This is a genomic window from Halomonas litopenaei (assembly GCF_003045775.1).
In the GTDB taxonomy this organism is placed as follows: Bacteria; Pseudomonadota; Gammaproteobacteria; order Pseudomonadales; family Halomonadaceae; genus Halomonas; species Halomonas litopenaei.
Genome location: NZ_PXNS01000006.1, coordinates 303,705 through 325,722, shown reverse-complemented (window position 1 = coordinate 325,722; position 22,018 = coordinate 303,705). Strand labels below are relative to the sequence as shown.

At 65.3% G+C, this 22,018-nt stretch carries 21 protein-coding genes; 13 read left to right on the top strand and 8 right to left on the bottom strand.

Features of this window, described 5'->3' with window-relative positions:
• Positions 1-165: 165 nt before the first annotated feature.
• Positions 166-777, bottom strand: coding sequence for a LysE family translocator (locus C6W88_RS13000; protein ID WP_045994283.1), 612 nt, complete (start codon positions 775-777; stop codon positions 166-168).
• A 107-nt stretch (positions 778-884) separates the two neighbouring features.
• Here C6W88_RS13000 and C6W88_RS12995 point away from each other — a divergent pair, with 107 nt between their 5' ends.
• The 5 genes from C6W88_RS12995 (at position 885) to C6W88_RS12975 (ending at position 7,664) form a co-directional block, all read left to right on the top strand.
• Positions 885-2,282: an aminotransferase-like domain-containing protein gene (locus C6W88_RS12995; RefSeq protein ID WP_108132741.1), complete on the top strand. Its 1,398-nt coding sequence runs from the start codon at positions 885-887 to the stop codon at positions 2,280-2,282.
• A gap of 287 nt (positions 2,283-2,569) precedes the next feature.
• The gene (hutH, locus tag C6W88_RS12990) at positions 2,570-4,108 is read left to right on the top strand and encodes a histidine ammonia-lyase (protein WP_108132740.1); all 1,539 of its coding nucleotides are present in this window, start codon (positions 2,570-2,572) and stop codon (positions 4,106-4,108) included.
• A 91-nt stretch (positions 4,109-4,199) separates the two neighbouring features.
• Positions 4,200-5,615, top strand: coding sequence for a YfcC family protein (locus C6W88_RS12985; protein ID WP_108132739.1), 1,416 nt, complete (start codon positions 4,200-4,202; stop codon positions 5,613-5,615).
• A 25-nt stretch (positions 5,616-5,640) separates the two neighbouring features.
• Entirely contained in the window at positions 5,641-6,843 is a 1,203-nt protein-coding gene (gene argE / locus C6W88_RS12980; protein WP_181248636.1) for an acetylornithine deacetylase, read from the top strand.
• On the top strand, positions 6,840-7,664 hold the full coding sequence (locus C6W88_RS12975; protein WP_108132737.1) for a phytanoyl-CoA dioxygenase family protein: 825 nt from the start codon (positions 6,840-6,842) through the stop codon (positions 7,662-7,664). Before argE ends, C6W88_RS12975 begins: the two co-directional genes overlap by 4 nt.
• A gap of 86 nt (positions 7,665-7,750) precedes the next feature.
• Here C6W88_RS12975 and C6W88_RS12970 read toward each other — a convergent pair whose 3' ends face one another.
• Positions 7,751-8,200 carry a carboxymuconolactone decarboxylase family protein gene (locus tag C6W88_RS12970; protein ID WP_108132736.1) on the bottom strand — a complete coding sequence of 150 codons (450 nt, stop codon included), beginning with the start codon at positions 8,198-8,200 and terminating at the stop codon, positions 7,751-7,753.
• A 181-nt stretch (positions 8,201-8,381) separates the two neighbouring features.
• On the opposite strand from C6W88_RS12970, the gene C6W88_RS12965 reads away from it, so the two are divergent.
• Entirely contained in the window at positions 8,382-8,855 is a 474-nt protein-coding gene (locus C6W88_RS12965) for a secondary thiamine-phosphate synthase enzyme YjbQ (RefSeq protein ID WP_108132735.1), read from the top strand.
• Positions 8,856-8,984: 129 nt separating this feature from the next.
• On the opposite strand, the gene C6W88_RS12960 is transcribed toward C6W88_RS12965, so the two are convergent.
• Positions 8,985-9,644 (bottom strand): DNA-3-methyladenine glycosylase family protein, encoded by a 660-nt coding sequence (locus C6W88_RS12960; RefSeq protein ID WP_108132734.1) that lies wholly within the window; start codon positions 9,642-9,644, stop codon positions 8,985-8,987.
• Positions 9,645-10,202: 558 nt separating this feature from the next.
• Between C6W88_RS12960 and C6W88_RS12955 the strand changes: the two genes are divergently transcribed.
• Entirely contained in the window at positions 10,203-11,501 is a 1,299-nt protein-coding gene (locus C6W88_RS12955) for a cation:proton antiporter (RefSeq protein ID WP_045994275.1), read from the top strand.
• 162 nt (positions 11,502-11,663) lie between these two features.
• On the opposite strand, the gene C6W88_RS12950 is transcribed toward C6W88_RS12955, so the two are convergent.
• The gene (locus C6W88_RS12950; protein WP_108132733.1) at positions 11,664-12,872 is read right to left on the bottom strand and encodes a methyltransferase; all 1,209 of its coding nucleotides are present in this window, start codon (positions 12,870-12,872) and stop codon (positions 11,664-11,666) included.
• Positions 12,873-13,211: 339 nt separating this feature from the next.
• Between C6W88_RS12950 and C6W88_RS12945 the strand changes: the two genes are divergently transcribed.
• Positions 13,212-14,564, top strand: coding sequence for a ChaN family lipoprotein (locus C6W88_RS12945; protein ID WP_108132732.1), 1,353 nt, complete (start codon positions 13,212-13,214; stop codon positions 14,562-14,564).
• An 11-nt stretch (positions 14,565-14,575) separates the two neighbouring features.
• Here C6W88_RS12945 and C6W88_RS12940 read toward each other — a convergent pair whose 3' ends face one another.
• Positions 14,576-15,112, bottom strand: a complete 537-nt coding sequence (locus C6W88_RS12940) for a 2-thiouracil desulfurase family protein (protein WP_181248637.1) — start codon at positions 15,110-15,112, stop codon at positions 14,576-14,578.
• A gap of 166 nt (positions 15,113-15,278) precedes the next feature.
• Here C6W88_RS12940 and C6W88_RS12935 point away from each other — a divergent pair, with 166 nt between their 5' ends.
• Positions 15,279-15,557 carry a peptidylprolyl isomerase gene (locus tag C6W88_RS12935; protein WP_045994272.1) on the top strand — a complete coding sequence of 93 codons (279 nt, stop codon included), beginning with the start codon at positions 15,279-15,281 and terminating at the stop codon, positions 15,555-15,557.
• A 192-nt stretch (positions 15,558-15,749) separates the two neighbouring features.
• Here the strand turns inward: C6W88_RS12935 and C6W88_RS12930 are convergent, their stop codons facing one another.
• Positions 15,750-16,202 (bottom strand): cupin domain-containing protein, encoded by a 453-nt coding sequence (locus C6W88_RS12930; protein WP_181248638.1) that lies wholly within the window; start codon positions 16,200-16,202, stop codon positions 15,750-15,752.
• A gap of 370 nt (positions 16,203-16,572) precedes the next feature.
• Here C6W88_RS12930 and C6W88_RS12925 point away from each other — a divergent pair, with 370 nt between their 5' ends.
• From C6W88_RS12925 to C6W88_RS12910, 4 genes are all read left to right on the top strand, one after another.
• Positions 16,573-17,118, top strand: a complete 546-nt coding sequence (locus C6W88_RS12925; RefSeq protein WP_045994270.1) for a cytochrome b — start codon at positions 16,573-16,575, stop codon at positions 17,116-17,118.
• A 166-nt stretch (positions 17,119-17,284) separates the two neighbouring features.
• Positions 17,285-18,217, top strand: a complete 933-nt coding sequence (locus C6W88_RS12920) for an ABC transporter ATP-binding protein (protein ID WP_108132730.1) — start codon at positions 17,285-17,287, stop codon at positions 18,215-18,217.
• A complete protein-coding gene (locus tag C6W88_RS12915; protein WP_108132729.1) occupies positions 18,214-18,975 on the top strand; it encodes an ABC transporter permease in 762 nt (253 codons plus the stop codon). Before C6W88_RS12920 ends, C6W88_RS12915 begins: the two co-directional genes overlap by 4 nt.
• A 220-nt stretch (positions 18,976-19,195) precedes the next feature.
• Positions 19,196-20,314 (top strand): nucleoid-associated protein, encoded by a 1,119-nt coding sequence (locus C6W88_RS12910; RefSeq protein ID WP_108132728.1) that lies wholly within the window; start codon positions 19,196-19,198, stop codon positions 20,312-20,314.
• Between the two features lies 1 nt (position 20,315).
• On the opposite strand, the gene C6W88_RS12905 is transcribed toward C6W88_RS12910, so the two are convergent.
• Both C6W88_RS12905 and C6W88_RS12900 read right to left on the bottom strand, forming a co-directional pair.
• Positions 20,316-21,119: a metallophosphoesterase family protein gene (locus tag C6W88_RS12905; RefSeq protein ID WP_108132727.1), complete on the bottom strand. Its 804-nt coding sequence runs from the start codon at positions 21,117-21,119 to the stop codon at positions 20,316-20,318.
• Between the two features lie 22 nt (positions 21,120-21,141).
• Positions 21,142-21,783, bottom strand: a complete 642-nt coding sequence (locus tag C6W88_RS12900; RefSeq protein ID WP_108132726.1) for a LysE family translocator — start codon at positions 21,781-21,783, stop codon at positions 21,142-21,144.
• Positions 21,784-22,018 lie beyond the last annotated feature (235 nt).

Genomic DNA, 22,018 nt, shown 5'->3' with positions numbered 1-22,018 from the left:
CGAGCGAAGGTTAGACAAGGCAAAATCGGTGAGAAAGCGCAGTTTACGGGGTGTAAATGAGCATTTTGACCGGGCTGGCGCACCAGCCGATTTTTAACGCCGTATTACCGAGCGCAGGCACTTTTCAGACAAGCCCTAAGCTCCGATCGCGCCAGGCTGAAAGGTTCAGGCCAGGATCATCACCACGCAGGCCGCGGTGAGCGCCCCCATCACCCCATTGAACACCCGCCAGGATCGGTCGCTCTTCAACAGGCGGCCGATGGCGGTGCCAAACCCTGCCCACAGAGCGATGCAGGGTAGCCCCACCAGTTCCGCCACGCCCGCCAGCAACAGGGCGTTGACCCAGGGGTTGCCGCCGTCCGGCAGGAACCCCGCCATCAACGCGATACCCATGACCCACGCCTTGGGGTTGGCAAACTGGAACGCCGCCGCCTGCACGAAGGACAGCGGGCGGGCATCGCCTACCCGCAGGTCCGGCGGCGGGGCCGTCGCGATCTTCCACGCCAGGTACAAGAGGTACAGGCTGCCGACCAGCTTGAGTCCGCCCTGCACCACCGGATAGCGCTCGAACACCACCCCGAGCCCGAGCGCGATCGAGGCGAACAGCACAAAACAGCCGCCCAGGATGCCGAACAGGTGTGGCAGGGTACGCAGGAAGCCGTAGTTGGCGCCGGAGGCGGTCAGCATCACGTTGTTGGGACCCGGCGTGATGGTCATGGACACCATGAACAGCGCTGCCGGAAGCAGAAAGGCGAGCTGACTAGCGGTCTCTTCCATGATTGTACCCCTACATTTTTTGCATTATGGTGTGAAACCAGGTGAATTGACCCCGGTTTTTAAAGCATACTCAGGCAACAATTGCCGTCAAAGAGTTTATTGTCACCATGACAATCTGGGCTCCCTCCCTCGAATTCGACTCCCGCTCGGCCCGCTATCGCCAGATCGCCTCGGCCATCGGCGATGCCATCGACCAGGGCCAGCTCGCCGCCGGCGATCGACTGCCCCCGCAACGGGCCCTGGCCGACGCGCTGGGCGTCACCGTGGGCACCATCACCCGCGCCTACAGCGAAGCCCAGCAACGGGGCTGGGTATCGTCCCGGGTCGGCAGTGGCACCTACGTCAATGACGCCGCCGCCGGCAACAGCCCCTTCGATGTACACGTCGCAGCCGACTCCGATGGCGTGGTCGACATGAGCCTGAGCTTTGCTCCGCCGCACCCCTGGCGTCATCAGTGTCTGCAGCAGGCCCTGGCGGAGGTAACCGAAGACCCGGCCTGCCTTGCCATGGTCGCCGCCTACCAGCCCGACATCGGCACCCGGCAGCACAGAGAGGCGCTGTCACGTTGGCTTGAGGATCTCGGCTTTCCCCTGCACGAGGTGCTGGCGATCACCCAGGGCGGCCAGCACGGCATCGACCTGTGCCTGAGAGCCCTGACCCGCCCCGGCGACAGCGTGGCCGCCGACGCCCTCACCTATCCGGGGTTCAACGCCGCCACCCGCCACGCTCACCTCAAGCCGATGGCGGTACCCCTGGACGACGACGGCATGGACATCGATGCACTGGCACGCCTGTGCCAGCGCCAGGTGCCCCGCCTGGTCTACCTGACCCCGGACCAGAACAACCCCACCAGCGCGGTGCTTTCGCCGCAGCGCAGGGAACAGCTCGCCGCCCTGGCGCGTCGCCATGACTTCTGGCTGATCGAGGACGCCGTCCAGTACCTGCCGCGGGAGGATCGCGGTGTGTCTCTGCTGGAACTGGCGCCGGAACGCACGCTGCAGGTATTCAGCACCTCCAAGGTGCTTTCCGGTGGCCTCAGGGTCGGCACGCTGCAGATGCCGGCCACCCTGCGCGAGCGCATCGGCAGCCTGCTGCGGGCGCAGTCTTGGATGTGTCCGCCGCTGATGACCGAGGTGGCGCGGCGCTGGATCGCCTCGCCACGCTACCCCGAACTGCTGGCCTGGCAGACCGCAGAGCTGGCCGCTCGGCAGCGTCTGGCACGGGCAAGCTTCGAGGCCCTGACGCCCCGCCATCTCACCCACGGCGCCAACTTCTGGCTACCGCTGCCCGAGGGCCGTCGGGCCAGCGAGGTACAGGCCCTGCTGAAGAGCGAAGGCGTGCTGGTGGCAACGCCTGAACCCTTCTGTACCGGCAGCGAGCCGGCGCCCCAGGCCATTCGCCTGTGCGTGGGCGCCCCCGACAGCCGCGAGTCCCTGCAACAGGCCCTCGCCACCGTGCGACGTGTGCTGGAACAGGGGGACACCAGCCCCTGGGCAACACTGTAGCGACGGTCCGACACCTGCCTGAATTCGCTGACGTTGTGAACCAGGTCCAGACGTCCATCACCCCACCCCTGCGCTAGCCGACCCAGTCGCCCACCCCGCTCATGTCAGTGGCGAAATCTGTATAGAAGATCGGGCACAGTCTGTGACACACATCGTCACTCCCCCCTGGCGATTCCTGCCTGCCGTTCGACGATAGCCGCCTTGACGCCGCGCCATTGCCCTGCTGTTAATGTATATACATTAAAGTTTTCCCATCATGTTCGGCCACGTCTCGGGAGCTCGCCACCATGCATCGACTCGTCATCAGCCCAGGCCAACTCACCCTCCAGGACATGCGCCGGCTCCTCACGTCACCGACAGTGGTGTCTCTGGAGCCCTCGGCATACGCCGCCATCGACGCCTCGGTGGCGACGGTGGCTGGCGTCATCGACGAGGGACGCACCGCCTACGGGGTCAACACCGGCTTCGGCCTGCTGGCCCAGACCCGCATCGAGCGCGAACGCCTGGAGGACCTGCAGCGCTCGCTGGTGCTATCCCACGCCACCGGCGTCGGCGAACGCCTGGACGACGAGCTGGTGCGGCTGATCATGACGCTGAAGGTGGCAAGCCTGGCACGCGGCTACTCCGGCATTCGCGGCGAAGTCCTCGACGCCCTGATCACCCTGATCAACACCGAGGTCTGGCCGGTGATCCCCGCCAAGGGCTCGGTAGGTGCCTCGGGCGACCTCGCGCCACTGGCCCATATGAGTCTGGTACTGCTGGGCGAGGGCCAGGCACGCCACCGTGGCGAGACCCTCTCGGGACGGGACGCCCTGAACGTGGCTGGCCTGTCGCCCCTGACCCTGGCACCCAAGGAGGGATTGGCGCTGCTCAATGGCACCCAGGTCTCCACCGCGCTGGCGCTGCGCGGTCTGTTCGAGGCCGAAGATCTGTTTGCCAGCGCCACCGTGTGCGGCGCCCTTAGCGTCGAGGCGAGCCTGGCCTCGCGGGTTCCCTTCGACGCCCGCATCCACGAACTGCGCGGCCAACCCGGGCAGATCGACGTTGCCAGGGCCTATCGTCACCTGCTCGAGGACACCAGCGAGGTGGGGGCCTCCCACGCCGACTGTGACCGCGTCCAGGACCCCTACTCGCTGCGCTGCCAGCCTCAGGTCATGGGCGCGGTGCTCGACCAGATCCGCCACGCGGCCAGGGTGCTCGAGATCGAGGCCAACGCCGTCACCGACAACCCGCTGGTGTTCGCCGACAACGGCGACATCCTCTCGGGCGGCAACTTTCACGCCGAGCCGGTTGCCCTTGTGGCCGATAATCTGGCGCTGGCGCTGGCGGAGATCGGGGCCCTATCGGAGCGACGCATCTCGCTGATGATGGACACCCACATGTCCCGGCTTCCCCCCTTCCTGGTCGAAAACGGCGGCGTAAATTCCGGCTTCATGATTGCCCAGGTGTCAGCCGCCGCGCTGGCCAGCGAGAACAAGGCTCTGGCCCACCCTCACAGCGTCGACAGCCTGCCTACCTCGGCCAATCAGGAGGACCATGTGTCCATGGCGCCGGCGGCGGGACGGCGACTCAAGGAGATGGCGGCCAATGTTCGCGGCGTGCTGGCCATCGAATGGCTGGCAAGCTGCCAGGGCCTCGACATGCGCGAGGGGCTCGCCTCGACGCCTTTGCTGGAGCAGGCCCGTCAGCGACTGCGTCGCCGGGTGACCCACTATGACCACGATCGTTACTTCGCACCGGACATCGAGGCCGCCACACGCCTGCTGGACGAAGGCGCATTGTGTGACCTCGTTCTCGACGATCTTCTGCCCAGCCGCGCGCCCTGACTCGACAGGCTTCGCTGGTTCGGACTAAACCGAAAGGATCAATGAACTCAGCCCCAGGTGCCATAAACCCGCCACCAGCGAGAGTCAGCCGATGAATCATGACAAGATGGCCGCCAGACCACACGTCGAGCAACAGAGGCCGCTCCCCCACGCCTTCGTCATCCTCTTCTTTCTCGCCCTGCTGGCGGCCATCGTCACCTGGTTCGTCCCCAGCGGAAGCTTCGAACGCATCACCAACGCCGACGGGCGCTCGGTCATCGTCGCCGGCACCTACCAGGCCATCGACTCCCCGGGCATCGGTCCCTTCGAGTTCTTCAACGCCTTCTTCGAAGGGATGAAGAGCGGCTCGTCGATCATCTTCTTTCTGGTCATCGTCGGCGGTACCTTCGGGGTCCTGAGGCGCTCCCGCGCCATCGAAGGGCTGGTCCACTTCCTGCTGGTGAAGCTCAAGGGCCGCGAGATCCTGATCATCCCGCTGATGATGACCTTCTTCGCCCTGTGTTCCGGTACCTACGGCATGATCGAGGGCAGCATCGTCTACATCTTCATCCTGCTGCCGCTGGCGCGACGTATCGGCTACGACGCCGTGGTCGCCGCCGCCATCCCGCTGATCGGCACCGCCATCGGCTACACCGGCTCCTTTCTCAATCCCTTCAACGTCGGCGTCGCCCAGAGCATCGCCGAATTGCCGCTGTTTTCCGGCATGGGCTACCGCTTCGTCTGCTGGCTTGCGTTCGTCGCCCTGAGCATCGGCTACGTGATGTTCTACGCCCGTCGCGTGCAGGCAAGGCCAGAGCGCAGTGTGGTCTACGGCCTGGCCCCGCCCGACGAGGAAGGACCGGGCGATCACGTCGACCTGACCCCTCGCCACCTGCTGATCCTCGGCGCCTTCGCCCTGGCTCTGGTGGCGATCATCGCCGGAGTCAGTGCCTTCGGCTGGTACCTCAAGGAGATGGCCGGCGTCTTCCTGCTGCTGGGTATCGTCACCGGGCTGCTTGCCGGCATGGGGGCCAACACCATCGCCGGGGCCTTTTCCACCGGCTGCAAGGACATGATGGACGGCGCCCTGGCGGTGGGCCTGGCCTTCACCATCGTGGTCATCGTGCAACACAGCGAGATCATCGACACCATCATCCATTCGCTTTCCACGCTGATCGGCGACACCTCGGCGTCGGCCGCAGCACTGGGCATGTTCGCCATGCAAAGCGCGATGAACTTCATCGTCACCTCGGGCAGCGGCCAGGCGGCGCTGACCATGCCCATCATGACGCCCATCGCGGACCTCGCAGAGGTACACCGCCAGGTCGCGGTGCTGGCCTTCCAGTTTGGCGACGGCATCTCCAATGCCTTTACTCCTACCGCCGGCTGGTTGATGGCGGGACTCACCATCGCCGGCATTCCCTGGAGCCGCTGGATGCGTTTCATGCTGCCGCTGATCGCCCTGCTCTATGCCCTCGGCGCTGTGCTCATCCTGCTGGCGACCCTGGTGGTCTGGCCCCTCGCCTGACGGTCTGCACTCACGGAGCCTCGTCTTGACCAGCAACACGCTACCCTTGAGCCTTGCGATGATCGAACGCCTGGTGGCCTTCGACACCACCAGTCATCGCTCCAACCTTGAACTGATCAACGACGTCGCCGGCTGGCTCGAGGCGCGTGGGGCAGCGGTGACCCTGCTCTACAACGACAGCGGCGACAAGGCCAACCTGATCGCCGAATTTGGCCCCCGCGACGCCCCGGCCCTGCTGGTTTCCGGCCACACCGACGTGGTGCCGGCGAGCCCCGCAGACTGGCGTGTCACCGCCCCGTTCACGCCGAAACGCCACGCTGAACGCCTGTACGGTCGCGGTACGGCGGACATGAAGGGATTCATCGGCGTGGCCCTGACCAAACTGGCCGCCTGGCAGGCAGAGCACTCGCGTCACTCGGTGTTGCTGGCGCTGTCCTTCGACGAAGAGGTCGGGTGCCTGGGTGTCCCGCTGATGCTGCCGTTTCTCGAGGCTCACAAGGAACGCCTGCGGGGCATCATCGTCGGCGAGCCCACCGCGATGCGCATCGCCAACGCCCACAAGGGCCACGTCGGCATGCGCGCCACCATCGAGGGTGTGGGAGGCCACTCGGGCTACCCGGGGCGAGGCGTCAACGCCATCGATGTCGGCGCGGGCGTGGTTGCGCAGATCCGCCAGCTGGCACGGGAAAAGCGCCTGATGTCGCTCACCGATCAGCGCTTCGATCCCCCCTACTCCACGGTCCACGTCGGGCTGATCGAGGGTGGCAGCGCGCTGAATCAGATCCCCGAGCACTGCCGCATCGACTTCGAGATGCGCCCGCTGCCCGGGCAGCCCGCCATGGAAATCCTCGAGCGGCTGCGCAAGGACTTTCCCAGCGGCCTGGATCGCGACCTGATCGGCCTCGGCCGTCGCGCCAGACTGACCCTGGAATGCCGCGGCCAGTACCCACCGCTGGACGAACGCCGCCAAGGCTACCTGTCATGGATCGCCGAGCTGGCCGAATGCAGCGTCGAGCCGTTGGCGCTCGGCTTCGGCTGCGAGGCCGGGCTGTTCGCCCAGCTGGGCGTCCCTACCGTGATCTGCGGCCCCGGCAGCATCCATCAGGCCCATCAGCCAGACGAGTTCATCGCCTTCGATCAGATCGCGAAGTGCGAGGGCTTCTTCGACCGGCTGTTGTCACAGCTGTCCTTTCCTCTTCCTGACTTCCACCGCCTGGAGGCCACATGAACCTGCGCATCCATCCCGACATCATGGTCAGCGACGAAGACGTCGCCGCCTTCCAGCGCGACGGCGCCATCTGTCTACGCGGCATCTTCTGCCCCCAGGAGCTCAAGCGACTGGCGGAGGGCATCGAGGACAACCTGCGCGATCCCAGCCCCCGGGCCAAGGTCGCCAGTCGACCCGATGACCCAGGCTGGTTCTTCGAGGACTTCTGCAACTGGCAGACCAACGAAGCGTATCGAGGTTTCATCTTCGACTCGCCGCTGGGGCTTATCGGGCAACGCCTGATGGGCTCGCGCCAGGTACGCCTCTACCACGACCATCTACTGGTCAAGGAACCGGGCACGCGCCAGCGTACCCCCTGGCACCAGGACCAGCCCTACTACAACGTGGAAGGCAGTCAGAACGTCAGCATGTGGCTACCGGTGGATCCGGTATCCCGGGCGGCCACCCTGGAGTTTGTGGCCGGGTCCCACAAGGGGCCCTGGCTGATGCCGCGGACCTTCATGGACCACCAGGCCAGCTGGTTCCCCGAGGGCAGTCTGGCCGAACTGCCTGACATCGAGGCCCAGCGTGAGCGCTATTCCATCCTTGGCTGGGCGCTGGAACCCGGCGACGCCGTATTCTTCAACATGCTGACCCTGCACGCCTCGGGCGGCGTCAGTGGCCCTCATCGCCGTCGCGCTTTCTCGGTGCGCCTGCTGGGTGACGACATGGTCCACGCACCGCGGGCCTGGACCACCTCGCCGCCTTTTCCCGGCCTCGCTGACGAACTGCCCGCGGGCAGCCCCATGGAGCACCCGCTGTTTCCGCTGCTGGCAGGATGATCTTTCGCGCCGGCCAGCTTGGCGGAACATAGTGGCAAGACGACGTCGCCTACCAGCGCGGGAGACGTTCGGTCGCGCCACAGACGTCACTCCACCGGGAAGGCGAACGCCAGCGCGATCCGGTTCCAGGCGTTGATCGAGACCACCAGCGCCGTCACGTTGACCTGCTCTTCGGGGGTGAATTCCGCGGCCAGGCGGGTGTAGTCGCCGCCGCCGATCTCCTGGCCGCTGACCAGCGTCAGCGCCTCGGTCCAGGCCAGCGCTGCCTGTTCACGGCGACTGAAGAGCTGGGTCTCTCGCCACGCCGACAGAACATCCAGACGCGACTGCTGCTCACCGTCCTCGCGTGCTTCCTGGTTGTGCATGCGCAGACAGAAGGCGCAACCGTTCAGCTGGGAGGCGCGCAGCTTGATCAGGTGCACCAGCTCAGACTCGATGCCGGCCTCGGCCACGGCACGCTCGAGTTCCACCAGGGACTTGGCCAGCATCGGCTGGTGGCGAAAGACGTCGGCCCGGGTCAGACGTTGATCTTTCATTCGGGACTCCTCACAGGACGGTAAAGGAGGTAGTCTTTGCGCGTTTGAATTCCTTACCGCTGGCCGCCTGATGGCGCCTGTCTGCCCCGAGCGATGGCCCTGCTGCACAGGGGCTTTCCTGCGCAGGGGCCTTGCCCTGCCATGGCCTCCAGCGTCAACGCCGACAATGAGACCGTCCTAGATGTGGTTCCAGAGCACCCTTCGCCTCGCTGCCCGCCCCCGGGGCTTTCACCTGATCACCGATGAGGTCGTTCAGGCACTGCCGGACCTGCCGAGCATGCGCATCGGCCTGCTCCACGTCTTCATCCAGCACACCTCGGCATCGCTGACCATCAACGAAGACGCCGATCCCACGGTACGTGGCGACTTCGAGCGTCACTTCAATGTGATGGTGCCGGAGGACGCACCCTACTACCGCCACACCCAGGAGGGCAGCGACGACATGCCGGCCCACCTCAAGGCCAGCCTGCTGGGGCCCTCGCTCAGCATTCCCGTCACCGAAGGGCGCCTGGCGATGGGCACCTGGCAGGGTATCTATCTGTGCGAGCACCGCGACCACGGCGGGCCTCGCCAGCTTGTGCTGACCTTGAACGGCGAGCGCACCCGCTGGCGCCCGGAACAGGCGATGCCCGACCCCTACCGCCGTCGCAACTAAGTCACCCTGCTGTCGCCATCAGCGGGTACCGCGTTCGCAGCAACGGCCGCGAACCCTGCACGGCTGTCGCCGGTCATCCTCGCTGCCGCTTCCGCGCCTTCCTTGCCTTCTCGGCTTGCCTGGCCCGGTTCAGGACTTCGCCAGGCGTCGGTAATCCGGTTGTTCGTTGCAGCGCCACAGGTACCAGGACGCCACCGAGCGCCAGGGCCTGCAGGGTTCGCACAGCTCGCGGGTCTCCCTTGGCGTCGGCATGCGTTCCCAGCCGAACAGGTAGCGCGCGCCGTCGCGGATGCCCAAGTCATCCACCGGCAGGATATCGGGACGTCCAAGGGTGTTGATCAGCATCATCTCGACGGTCCAGCGGCCGATACCCTTGATGGCGGTGAAACGCTTGATCAGCTCTTCGTCCTCCATCTCGGCGGCCTGTTCACGGTTAGGGATTCGACCGTCCAGTGCCGCCTCGGCAAGGCCCTGGAGGGTCGCCTGCTTGCGTGCCGAGAAGCCACAGGCTCGGAGCTCCTCCGAGGAGAGTTCGGACAGTTGCCGGGGACTGGGGAAATCCTGCCCCGGGAACAGCGCCGTCAGACGGCCGACAATCGCCGCCGCCGCCTTGCCATGGAGCTGCTGATAGGCCACCGCCCTGGACAACGACTCGTAGGGGCTTCGATCGAGGGCGGTGGTCAGGCCGCAGTCGCCCACCCGATCGATCAGCCCCGCCCAACCGTCATCCAACTGGCGCAGATGGGCCTGGGCAGGCCCCAGGTGTACGGCGATATCGTGTACTTGCATAGAGGTTCCTTGTCGTCAGGGCGCTCGCTTGAACCGAGCGACACACGCCTTTGGTTTCAGACCTTTGTCGTAGACAAGCCAGGCGCCTGTCAATCCTCGCCCATGCGCTTCAAAAAAAGCGACATCCGGGATGTACCCGCACCGCGACCCGCGTATACTTTGTTGCACTGCGAAACGCCGATATAGCCGACTCGCGTCTCACGCGTCGAAGGCCTTGATGCCTGGCTTCAGCGCCTTCGAGCATGACGCCGCAGATGCTGACCGCCGGGACATCCGTATCCAGCGTACAGGCGCTATTCGCAAGCCCAATTTGCAAGACCTGTTCGCAAGCCCTATCCGCTCCCCCTGGCCCAACCGGCCAGGGCGTAGCACACCACGCTCAGGACCGAACTCCCGCGATGGACACGTCACAATCGCCTCCCCCGTCACACCAGCGCCTGACCTCCTCAGGCGATGCGACGGGCCGAGCCGATGTGCCTGCTGCTGCCCCCCTTTTACGGCCTCGAGCCAGCGCTCGAGCCGACACGACTCACCCATCCTACCTAGAGGCCTCCCTCCATGTCGGTGTACGACACCCTTTGCCTGCTCGCCGCGATGGCGATGGTGATCTCCCTGATCAACGGCAAGATCGGAAAATTTCAGACCACCATCGCGATCACTGCTGGCGCTCTGATACTGTCGCTAGCCATCGTCATCGCCGGTCACGCGGGCTGGTTCGCCCTCGACGAAACCGCTAAAACCGCCATCAATCAGTTGAATTTCGAGGATTTCCTGCTGAAGGGCATCCTCGGATTTCTGCTGTTTGCCGGTGCGTTGGGGATCAAGCTCCCCCACCTGCGTGACCAGAAGTGGGAAATCGCCATCCTTGCCATGGGCAGCACCCTGTTCTCGACCTTCTTCATCGGCTACAGCCTGTGGCTGCTGGTGGGCTGGCTGGGTATCGACTTCGATCTGATCTACTGCCTGCTGTTCGGCGCCCTGATCTCTCCCACCGACCCCATCGCGGTGCTCGCCATCGTCAAGAAGATGAATGCACCCCGGCGCATCTCGACCCAGATCGAGGGCGAGTCGCTGTTCAACGACGGCTTCGGTCTGGTGCTCTTCGTCACCCTGTTCGCCGTCGCCTTCGGCGGCACCACCCCCACGGTGACCAGCGTCGGCCACCTGTTTCTGCAGGAGGCGCTCGGCGGCATCGTCTACGGCTTCGTGCTCGGTCAGCTGTTTCATCAGTTGATCCGTCACACCGACGACCACTCCATGGAGCTGATGCTCACGCTGCTGGTGCCCACCACCGGCTACGTGTTCGCCGAGTTTCTCGAGGTCTCCGGGCCCCTGGCCATGGTGGTGGCCGGCATCATCATCGGCAACCGTACCCGTCGCAAGGGCTTCTCCGAGGAATCCCGGCAGCATCTCGACCACTTCTGGGAGCTGGTCGACGAGTTCCTCAATGGCGTGCTGTTCCTGCTGATCGGCATGACCATGCTGTCGTTCAGCTTCCACCCGGAGGACTGGGTGCTGATGATCGCCGCCGTGCCGCTGGTGCTGCTGTCGCGCTACCTGAGCGTGCGCCTGGCCTACCTGGGCTTCCGGCGCTTTCGTCGCTACAACCCCTACTCGGTGCGCATCCTGACCTGGGGCGGACTGCGGGGTGGTCTGGCGCTGGCCATGGCGATGTCGATTCCGTCGGGGATCACCGTGATTCCCGAAAAGAACATCGACGTGCGCGAGATCATCCTGGTAATGACCTACTCGGTGGTGGTGTTCTCGATCCTGATCCAGGGATCCAGCATCACCCCCTTGATCAAGCGCGCCAAGGTCTGGGAAACCGAGCAATTCAGGCGTAGCAAGCGCAGCTGATCCGGCGTGCGGCGCCAGCCGAGCTATCCCCTCCCTTGAAGAAAACACGGCCCCGGACAGTTCAAGTGTCCGGGGCCGTCTCGTCTCGACCACCCGGCAGCGCCAGTACCCGGGTTTTCCGCGCCTGCGGGAACGTCGTGACCGGCTGGTGATCACGCGGCCTTACGCCGGTTGCGCCACCAGGGCAAGATTACGCGGGGTCAGCGCGCGCGGGCAGAACTGGCTCAGACTGACCTCGAAGCCGGCCTCCTCGAGCCACAGGGCCCGGTCCAGCACCAGCCACACCTCCAGTGGCCGGCGAAACAGATGGCGCACCAGCTCGAGTCGATTGACCCGCTGCAGACACGCTTCGCCACGACGTCGATAGGCGTCCCAGTCGATCCCGTCGGGCACTGTCAGTCCCTTCTCCCGGGCGGCCCAACGGCAGAAGTCCTCGAAGCGCTCCGGCATCCTGCCGTAGGCCAGACTCGGCACCGCCAGATAGTCGTCGACTCCGCGCAGCCGGCGCTGAAGAGCATCGAAACCCAGTCGCCAGGCGTTCGCCTGTTCACGCTTGCGTCGCTCTCCCTGGCTGGCGGTCACGGTCTCCTGCACCGACAACGCCAGCGCCTCTCGATCCAGCGACAGACCATGGCGCTCTGCCTGTTGCTGCGCCTGACGCGACAGGGGGCGATAGATCTTGTCACGGGTACGCTGGTAGCAGCAGGGAGCCAGACTGATCGCCACCTTCTGTTCACGTGCCAGCTCCAGCAGGCGCACGTGAAGATCGCCACAGGCATGCAGCGCCACCACCCGATCGGCGTCACCGAGGTGTCGGCTCACGCTGGGCGCCATCACGTCCTGCTCGACCAGCGTCACCTCCAGTCCCTGCCGCTCGGCCAGCGCCTGGCCGCTTTCGCACAGCGCCGGTTGCCACTCCAGCGCGCAAATGGAGCCGTCGTGGCGGCGCGCCAGCAGACGCGAAAGATGTCCCTTGCCGGCACACCACTCGACAAGCCGCTGCCCCTGGCCGACCGCAACCTGGGGCGCAAAGGCCAGCATCTGCTGCCACTTGCGACCTCCCACGTGTGCCGCCCACGCCTCGGGCGCCTGGATCGGCGGCGCTCCATCGGGAACCCTGACCAGGCGCGCCAGTTCATCCACCGGTAGCCAGGCGGCCAGCGGCGAGGCATCGAAGGGGCGTTGCTGCAAGCGCTGGCACCGAGCGTCATCCAGCGCCTGCAGGCAGGCGGCGATATCAGCGGCGGGCGTTCGCTCTGGCCAGGGAGCTCCGGCATGGGTAAAGGGCGCCGGCGACCAGAGCCAGTGCCAGTCGGCGAGCAACCGGGTCAAGGCCTCGAGGCGCTCGGCGTGGGGCAAGGGAGTGTTCATGCAGTCGCGAAGATCATGGTGGCTAAAGGTGGGTATTGGGCGATGGACAGTGGACGGCGTGCGTCATGGTACCAGCAGGGCGCAGGCGGGACATCGATCAAGCGATGGACAGGCCACACTGGATCGTCGGCGCCGGGGCGGCTAGCCTGAACCTTTTCGGCTCTCGCTTCGGTCTGGTTTCGGTCTGGTTTCGGTCTGGTTCCGCGCTGGTTTCGGTCTGGTTCCGCGCTGGTTTCGGTCTGGTTCCGCGCTGGTTTCGGTCTGCTGCTGCGCTGGTTCCGCTCTTGGCTCACTCTTGGCTCTCTCTTGATTTACGCTGGATTCACGCTGGCCCCGCTCATGCCCCTTCTGCGATTTCGACCGTCACATCGCTGCTGCCCCCCACGCCGGTGGACGCCACCGAGGTGGGCCACCCTGGCGGTGCTGCTGGTGCTCGGCCTCGACGCCCAGGCATCCTGCACCAGCACTGCAACAGTCGCTGGCCTGGCGCCCGGCGACTGGATCACGCCCGGCGACTGGATCACGCCCGGTGACGCTCGCGTCCATACGGCGCCGCCGATGGGCTGGCCGATGCTCGCCCGCCAGCAGGTGGTCCTGCTGGGTGAACAGCACGATCGTCCCGACCACCATCGTTTCCAGCTGGCGAGCCTGGCCGCCCTGCACGCCCATCAGCCGAATCTGGCCATTGGCCTAGAGATGCTGCCGAGAGAAAGCCAATCGGCACTGGACGCCTGGATCGCCGGTGACATCGATGAGGCCGCCCTGCTCGAGCAGAGCCAGTGGTACCGCTACTGGGGCTTCGACCCCGAGCTTTACCTGCCGGTGCTGCGCTTTGCCCGGGACCAGGCGCTGCCGCTGAAGGCACTGAACGTCACCCCTGAGCTGCGCCAACGGCTGGTCGAGGATGGCGTCTCCACACTGCCGCCGGCACAACGCCACGGCATACCCGAACCCGTACCGGCCATACCGTCCTACCGTGAACGGCTCGAGGCGAGTCTCGAGGAACACGCCCTGGAACTTGGTGGCGAGGGCTTTGGCCAGGGCTTCGACGACGACATGATCGACGGCTTCGTCTACGCCCAGCAGGTGTGGGACATGGCCATGGCCCAGGGGCTCGCCGCCCTGGTCGAAGATGGCCACCTGGCGGTGGGCCTGGTGGGAATGGGTCACGCCAGCCACGGCGAGGGAATCGAGGCACAGCTTAAGAGCCTGGGTATCGCCGATGTCGCGAGCCTCTTGCCGCTGTCTGCCGACGACGCCTGCGAGGCCGAAGCGGGACTTGCCGACGCCGTCTTTGTGGTACGCGAAGACAAGCACAACGAGGGGCCGCGACTCGGGGTAGGTATCGAATCAAGCGAGGACCGACCAGGCCTGGTGGTAACCGAGGTGGTCCCGAACAGCCCCGCCGAGGCTGCGGGGCTGCGCGTCGGCGACCGCATCCTGAACTTTGCCGGGCATGGCATCGCGCATCCCTACCAGCTCAAGGCACTGGTGCCTCGCGTACTGCCAGGCACCCAGGCCAGCATCACGGTGACGCGCGACCAGCGCCGTCAGACGCTGACGGTGAGTTTCCCGATCGTGGGACCCGCTCTGGACGTCGAGCGAGGTGAAGGGACTCGACAGCACCAGCGACCCGCCCTGCAACAAGAGCAGCAACAAGAGCAGCAACAAGAGCAGGAGCCTCAAGAATAGCGCTCCGGCGTTCAACGCCGCCGGTCGGTATCCAGCTCGACCAGACGGCGAGCCAATTCCTCTAGCTGATGCGGGGCGAAGACCTCGATGCCGGCGTCGCGCAACAGCGCGGCGGTCACGCCTTCACCGGCGATCCTGCTGCCACTGAAGCGGCCATCGTACACCTGAGTGCTGCCACAGGACGGACTGGCGTCGGTCAACAGCGCCAACCGGCAGTGGTAGCGCCTGGCGGTGGCGAGCGCTCGCCTGGCGCCCGCCACAAAGGCCTCGGTGGGATCACCGCCGTCGATATCGACGATCCTGAGTTCGCCTGCCAGCACCTGAGCGCCGCTGCCTCCTGCGATCTCCGCCGCGGGGCGCGGTGTGGGCAGGCCTCCCGCCACCTCGGGGCACACCGGCACCAGCCGTCCCTGATCACGCCATTGGGCCAAACGCTCGTCGCCGAGCCACTTGTGCCCGGCGTCATATCGCACCGGATCCCCGAGCAGGCAGGCGCTGACCAGAAGTGGGGTCAGTTCTGCGGCAGCGGATGATGATTTCGGGTCCATCGTATCTACTCGTTCTACACAAGAGAGGGCGCAAGGGCGGCGACGACAGTCCCATGGTGCACCGGACCTGGACACAAACCAAGCCCGGTGCCGCCTCGGCGGCACCCGTGGTAAGCTCGCGTCTCGCAACATCAGCCAACCTTCAGTGAAGTTCAGGAGTCATCCCATGGTCCAGGCCACCGCCCGCCACATCCTCGTCGACAGCGAAGAAAAGTGCCAAACCCTCAAGACCGAGATCGAGAACGGTCGTGATTTCGCCGAGGTTGCCCGCGAGCACTCCTCCTGCCCGTCCGGCCGCCAGGGCGGCGACCTGGGCAGCTTCGGCCCCGGCCAGATGGTGCGTGAGTTCGACGAGGTCGTCTTCTCCGCCGACCTCAACAAGGTGCAGGGCCCGGTGAAGACCCAGTTTGGTTATCATCTGCTGGAAGTCACCAGCCGCGGCTAGGCTTGCCAGAAAGGCGCCTACGCTCGGCGACCTTGCGACCGAGCCTCAGACCCGCCTGGGTAGCAACGACAACGCCGCGAGAGATCGCGGCGTTGTCGTGTCGGCGTGTCGAATAATCCGCAGGGCACGATCCAAGCGGGGCTATCAGAGCGATACCGTCAGAGCGATACCGTCAGAGCGACACTGACAAGGTCATTCCACCCGGGTCAGGGGGTCGCCACGGGTGTGGATCATCACCACAATCAGTTCCGCCGGTGTGTCGTCGCTGGCATTGACCAGCTGTACGTGGCGCACGCCCTCGGCCTCTCGCCATTCGTCTCCGGGGCCAAAGCGTTCTTCTTCCCCGCCTTCAAGCTGCGAGATCACCTCACCGGTGGCCACCTTGACGTAGGCCGGCCCTGCGTGACGGTGAGGCGGCAGGCTGGCCCCCGGGTCCAGGGTGACCAGCACCATGGTCGAGATCAGGTTCGAGTCATCGGACACCCACTTCTGCTGCATGATGTTCTGGGACACGCTCGGCGTCACCTGCTCGCCCGCCTGCGCCGACGCCTGGGGCGAGACCGCGATCATCAGCGCCAGGCCGAGCCCCAGCAGCACCAGCGATCGCCAGGGGGACTGCGCCAGCGCCACTGCCCTGCTCGCCATTGGCTGACTTGCCAATGCACTGCTTGCCATAGTACCGCTTGCCATAGCACCGCTTGCGATTGCTCTGCTTGCCATTGCTTCAGCCACATTTTTTTTATACGTCAGGGGGGACACTCGAGCCATGAATCGATCCTCTTGCCGAAGACGCCGTCGAATTGGGAATCCTTGAGTAGCGCTACGGCGGCCTTCCTTACACCAGTCTGTCCAACGCACATCGTCGAACACCGTGTTCCACGCGTGACTGCCGGTTCTTGCACAGTCTCTTGGGAGAATTCACCCGCCTGGTGCGCTGGGCTGGGTTAGCCTAGGCAAAAAAACAAGAACCAATGAACCGCGACGCTATCTGTTACCCGATGATGAGGACCCCCCTATGCCGATCACCGACACTCCCGACCGTTACGGCAGCATCAGCCGTTTCTTCCATTGGGCCATCGCCGCGCTGGTGGTGTGGCAGCTCGTTACCGCCAGCGCCAGGTTCCTGTTCGAGGACTCCTGGCTGGATGAACTGCTGTGGGGCAGCCACAAGCCCGTGGGATTGACGATTCTGGTACTGATGCTGCTACGCGTGAGCTGGGCGCTGATCAACCAGCGGCGTCGCCCGGCACGGGTCAACCTGGCGTCGCACCTTGGCCATGTCGCGCTCTATGGACTGCTGATTCTCATCCCCTCCATCGCGCTCCTTCGCCAGTACGGCTCCGGCCGCGCCTTCTCGCCTTTCGGCATCGAACTGATGGCCGGCTTCGAAGGAGACGAGATCGCCTGGATGGAGGCCCCGGCCAACCTGCTCCATGGCTGGCTGGGCTGGGCCCTGTTCGCTCTCGCCCTCGGCCATGTGGTAATGGCAGTGCTCCATCGCGTCAGCCGCCACAGTCCCGACGTGCTGCCGCGGATGACCAACGTCACCCCACGCGACTGAGACGCGCCGGGACGGCGCCCGACTGTGTGCAGATCAGAGCGGTCGCGCTAGGATGGGCGGGGTCAATCGATAAGGACGTCTCCATGCCTCGCCCGCATCCCTCAGCATCTCTACCCGCCCGGGTCGCACCCGGGCGGCCTGTACCTGCCGCCGAAGGGGCCCAGACATGAGCGCCCCGATCATCGACGTCAAGGGACTGACCAAGGTCTACAACGGTGGTTTCGAGGCGCTCAAGGGCATCGATCTTGAGATTCGTCGCGGCGAGATCTTCGCCCTGCTCGGACCCAACGGCGCCGGCAAGACCACCCTCATCAGCGTCATCTGCGGCCTGGTCAATCCGTCGTCCGGGCGTGTGCTGGTCGATGGCCATGACATCCTCGACGACTTCCGCGCCGCCCGCTCGCGCATCGGGCTGGTGCCCCAGGAGTTGACCAGCGAGGCCTTCTCCACCGTCTGGGATACCGTCTCCTTCAGCCGCGGCCTGTTCGGCAAGCCGAAGGACCCGGCGCATATCGAGAAGGTACTGCGCCAGCTGAGCCTGTGGGAGAAACGCAAGAATCGCCTGATCACTCTGTCCGGCGGCATGAAACGACGAGTACTGATCGCCAAGGCGCTGGCCCACGAGCCCCAGGTGCTGTTTCTCGACGAACCCACCGCCGGGGTCGACGTCGAACTGAGGCGCGACATGTGGGAGGTGGTACGTGGACTCAGGCAGAGCGGCGTCACCATCATCCTCACCACCCACTACATCGAAGAAGCCGAGGAAATGGCCGAGCGCATCGGCGTGATTCGCGCAGGCGAACTGGTGCTGGTCGAAGACAAGCAGACACTGATGGCGAGCCTGGGGCGCAAGGAGCTGACCCTGCACCTGCGCGAACCGCTCTCCCAGTTGCCCGAGGCGCTCGCCCACCGCAGCCTGACCCTGGCCGATGACGGCCACGCTCTGGTCTATCGCTACGACGGTGCCGACGACGGCGAAGGCGCCATCGCCGACCTGCTGGGCGAGGTCGACGCCGCCGGCATCACCTTCAAGGACCTGCACACCCGTCAGAGCTCGCTGGAAGAGATCTTCGTCAATCTGGTCAAGGAACGGACATGAACCTCACCTCGGTCAAGACGCTGTATCGGGCCGAAATGGCCCGCAGCCTGCGCACCATCCTGCAGAGCGTGGTCTCTCCGGTGCTGTCGACCTCGCTGTACTTCGTGGTGTTCGGCTCGGCCATCGGGTCACGCATCAGTGAGGTCGAGGGCATTCCCTACGGGGCCTTTATCGTGCCTGGGTTGATCATGCTGATGCTGCTGACCCAGAGCGTCTCGAACGCCTCTTTCGGGATCTTCTTTCCACGTTTCTCCGGCTCCGTCTACGAAATCCTGTCGGCGCCGATCTCGCCGCTGGAGATCGTGCTGGGCTTTGTCGGTGCCGCCGCCACCAAGTCGATCGTCCTGGGGCTTATCGTGCTGGGCACCGCCAGCCTGTTTGTGCCCTTTACCATCGAGCATCCGCTGATGATGCTGCTGTTTCTGGTGCTCACCGCCCTGACCTTCAGCCTGCTCGGCTTCATCATCGGTATCTGGGCCGACGGCTTCGAAAAGCTCCAGCTGGTGCCACTGCTGGTGATCACCCCGCTGACCTTCCTCGGCGGCACCTTCTACTCCATCGACATGCTGCCACCGCTATGGCAGACGGTGACCCTGTTCAATCCGGTGGTCTATCTGGTGTCGGGCTTTCGCTACAGCTTCTACGGGCTCGGTGACGTCAGCGTGTGGATCAGCCTGGGCATGATCCTGTTGTTCATGGCCGTGGCCCTGGTGGTGATCCACGCCATCTTCAGAAGCGGCTATCGACTCAAGCCCTGAATCCAGGGACCCTTTCGACCCAACGGAGCAAGGGAAGCGCTGAAGAAATGTCGCGAGCGAAGAGAGGTCAGCTGCCGCCGGAGCGGAAAGTTTCGATTTTACATATAGTTAAATGAGAAGCTTGAGCACCGCCGGCGGCCGAGATGTCGAGCGCAGCAATTTATGCAGTGGTTCCCAATTGCGTTATCATCTGCCGCCGCCCCCTGCCCACGAGGTCCTCATGCCGATATCCGCCTGTGTCATCCAGCGCCTCGACAAGAGCGCCAGCGACAGTCCGGCAACCCTTGTGCCCGCAAGCGAACTGCATCCCGACAGTGACGCCCTGGACAGCCTGGTCACCCGCCTGACCGATGCCTACCACGGCAAGGCCAAGCGCTGGGGACGGCTCAATGAGCATACTGTCGCGGTGAGCGACGTAGCGCAGGACGCTGTGGGCGCCAGCGAAGCCTCTGTTGACGAGCCCTCTGTTGACGAGCCCCCGCCCTGGGACGACGCCGCGGCTGAATCCACCGGCCCGGTCGCCACGTCCAGCCGCTTCCCGGCCGAGTTCAAGGCCTACCTTCAGGACGAACGCGACCTGCAGACTCTCGCGGCGTCTCTGGGTGAAGCGATCAAGACACTGGTCGACGACCACCTGCCCACCGGTGGGCACCTGATCCTCGCCGACCAGCGCCAGGGCGAAACCCGCCACCTGTTTCTGGCGCTGGTGCACCATCGTGACGGCTTCGTCATCGGTGACGACGGCCGCGTCGCCATTACCGGTCAGGTCAACCACAGCCAGATGTCGCTGGCCTTTCGCCTCAACCTGACCCAATGGCAGGAAGGCGGCCCGTCGAGCCAGTATCTGTCACTGCTGGCCGACCGTGGTGCGCGCAAGCTGGCGGACGACCTGCAGGCGCTGCTCGGCGCCAGCGAAGGGGTCGACCCGAAGAGCGAGACCCGCACCCTGCTCAAGGCGTTCAGCGATTACGTGGAGCGCGAGGACATGGCCGAGGAAACCTCCCGCGAGAAGACCGACGCGCTGATCGACTACGCCCAGGATCAGGCCAGCCGTGGTGAGGCCATGACCCTGGACGAGCTGTCCGCGCTGGTGGACGACGACAAGCCGCGGGCTTTCTACGAGCACATCCGCAACGCCGACTACGGGCTGTCGCCGGAGATTCCGCCGGACAAGCGCACCCTGAACCAGTTCCGCCGCTTCACCGGCCGCGCCGAGGGCGTCTCGATCAGCTTCGACTCCCATCTGCTCGGCAACAGCATCGAGTACGACGAAGAGCGCGACCGGCTGATCATCAAGAAGCTGCCCAACAAGCTCAAGGAACAGCTCCAGGGCGGCTAGTTCAGGCCTGCCGGGATTCCGACTCCGACGCCATGCTCTCGACCTCGACCACACGATCCAGGCGCAGGTCATCCTCCGGGCGCTCGCCGGGATAGCCGCCGGGCACGGCCACCACCCGGGTGTCCCCCACCGTCAGCATCACCGGGTCGTGGACGTGGCCGTGGACCCACAGCGCCACGCCCTCCATCAACGCCTCGAGACGCGAGGCGAAGGCCGGCGACAGCGGGTCGCCCTGATAGTGGGCGGGAATGCTCTCGGCCAGGGGGGCGTGGTGGCTGACCACCACCGTGGCACCGCCAAACGGCCTGGCGAGCTCGGTCTCCAGCCAGGCCCGGTTCTCGCGGTGCAGCTCGACGCTGCGTTCCGGGGAGAAGACCTCACCTTCGGGTTCTTCGATGACCGCGAAGTCGGGCATCTGTCGCAGTGCAGCGGACAGCGTCTCGGTGGGAATGTCCTGCGGGTCGGGACGCTCGTCGTAGAGCGCGAAGTCGGTCCACAGTGTCGTGCCCAGAAAGCGCACGCCGCCGAGTTCCAGGCTGGCATTGTCGAGCAGGTGAATGCCAAGCTCCCCGGCCCGTGTGGCCATCTCCCGGCGCAGGGCGCCCATGCGGTGCTTGTAGAATTCGTGATTGCCGGGCACGTAGATCACCGGCTGATCCGCAAAGCGCCTGGCCGCCCACTCGAGCCCCTTGAGCCCGAGGTGGATATCCCCGGCCAGGATGACCGCGTCGGCCTCGACTTCCGGCAACTCACGATCTCCGTCGAAGTGTTCCAGGTGCAGGTCGGACAGTATTCTCAGGCGCATGGTGTCGCCTCCCGGTTCCCGGCTAGAGGTTACGCTCGGTAAGGGCAAGCCTCGCGCCCAATCCCACGAACAAGGCGCCGAGCCCTCGTTCACACCATAGCCCAAGCCTGCGACTGCCGCGCAGGGCCTTGGCCAGCCTGGCCCCGGCGATCACCAGCGGAGGCTCGACCACGGCCGCCACCAGGATGATGGCCAGCCCGTGCAGCGCCAGCTGCAGGCTGACCGGTCCTGCCCCGTCCACCACGAACTGGGGCAGGAAGGCCAGAAAGAAGATCGCGACCTTGGGATTGAGCAGCGAGATCATGATTCCCTGGCGGTAGATGCGGGTGCCGCTGGCAGGCACCACAGGCGCCGTGGCGGTGTCCTCTGTCCCCCGCGCCAGCAGCGACTTGAGCCCCAGCCACACCAGATAGGCGGCGCCCAGCCACTTCACCAAACTGAAGGCCAGCGCCGAGGTGGCGAGGATCGCCGACAGACCCAGCGCCGCCATGACGACGTGCAGCCCCGCCCCGCTCCACACCCCGAACATGGCGGCAAAGCCACCACGGCGGCCATGGCGTGCGGTCTGGCCCAGCACGTAGGCCATGTCCGGCCCCGGGGAAAGGTTGAGCAGCAGCGCCGCCGACAGAAACGTGACCCAGTGGGCCAGGGAGTACTCGAGCATCGCGGTCTTGGCCTGGATAGAGATAGAGGTGGAGTATCGAATAAAGGAACACGCCAGACGCCCCGATGGGGGCATGGAGTGAATCCCCAGACTAGGTCGCGCGTCCGGGCGCGTCCACACTATCAGTTGAGGGAGCACGACCGACTGACGCATGCTAGACGATTCCCCCCACTCACGCCCCCTGGCACTGGCCAACCGGGGTGTCACGACCACCCGCCCCTGCACAGGAGTTCGT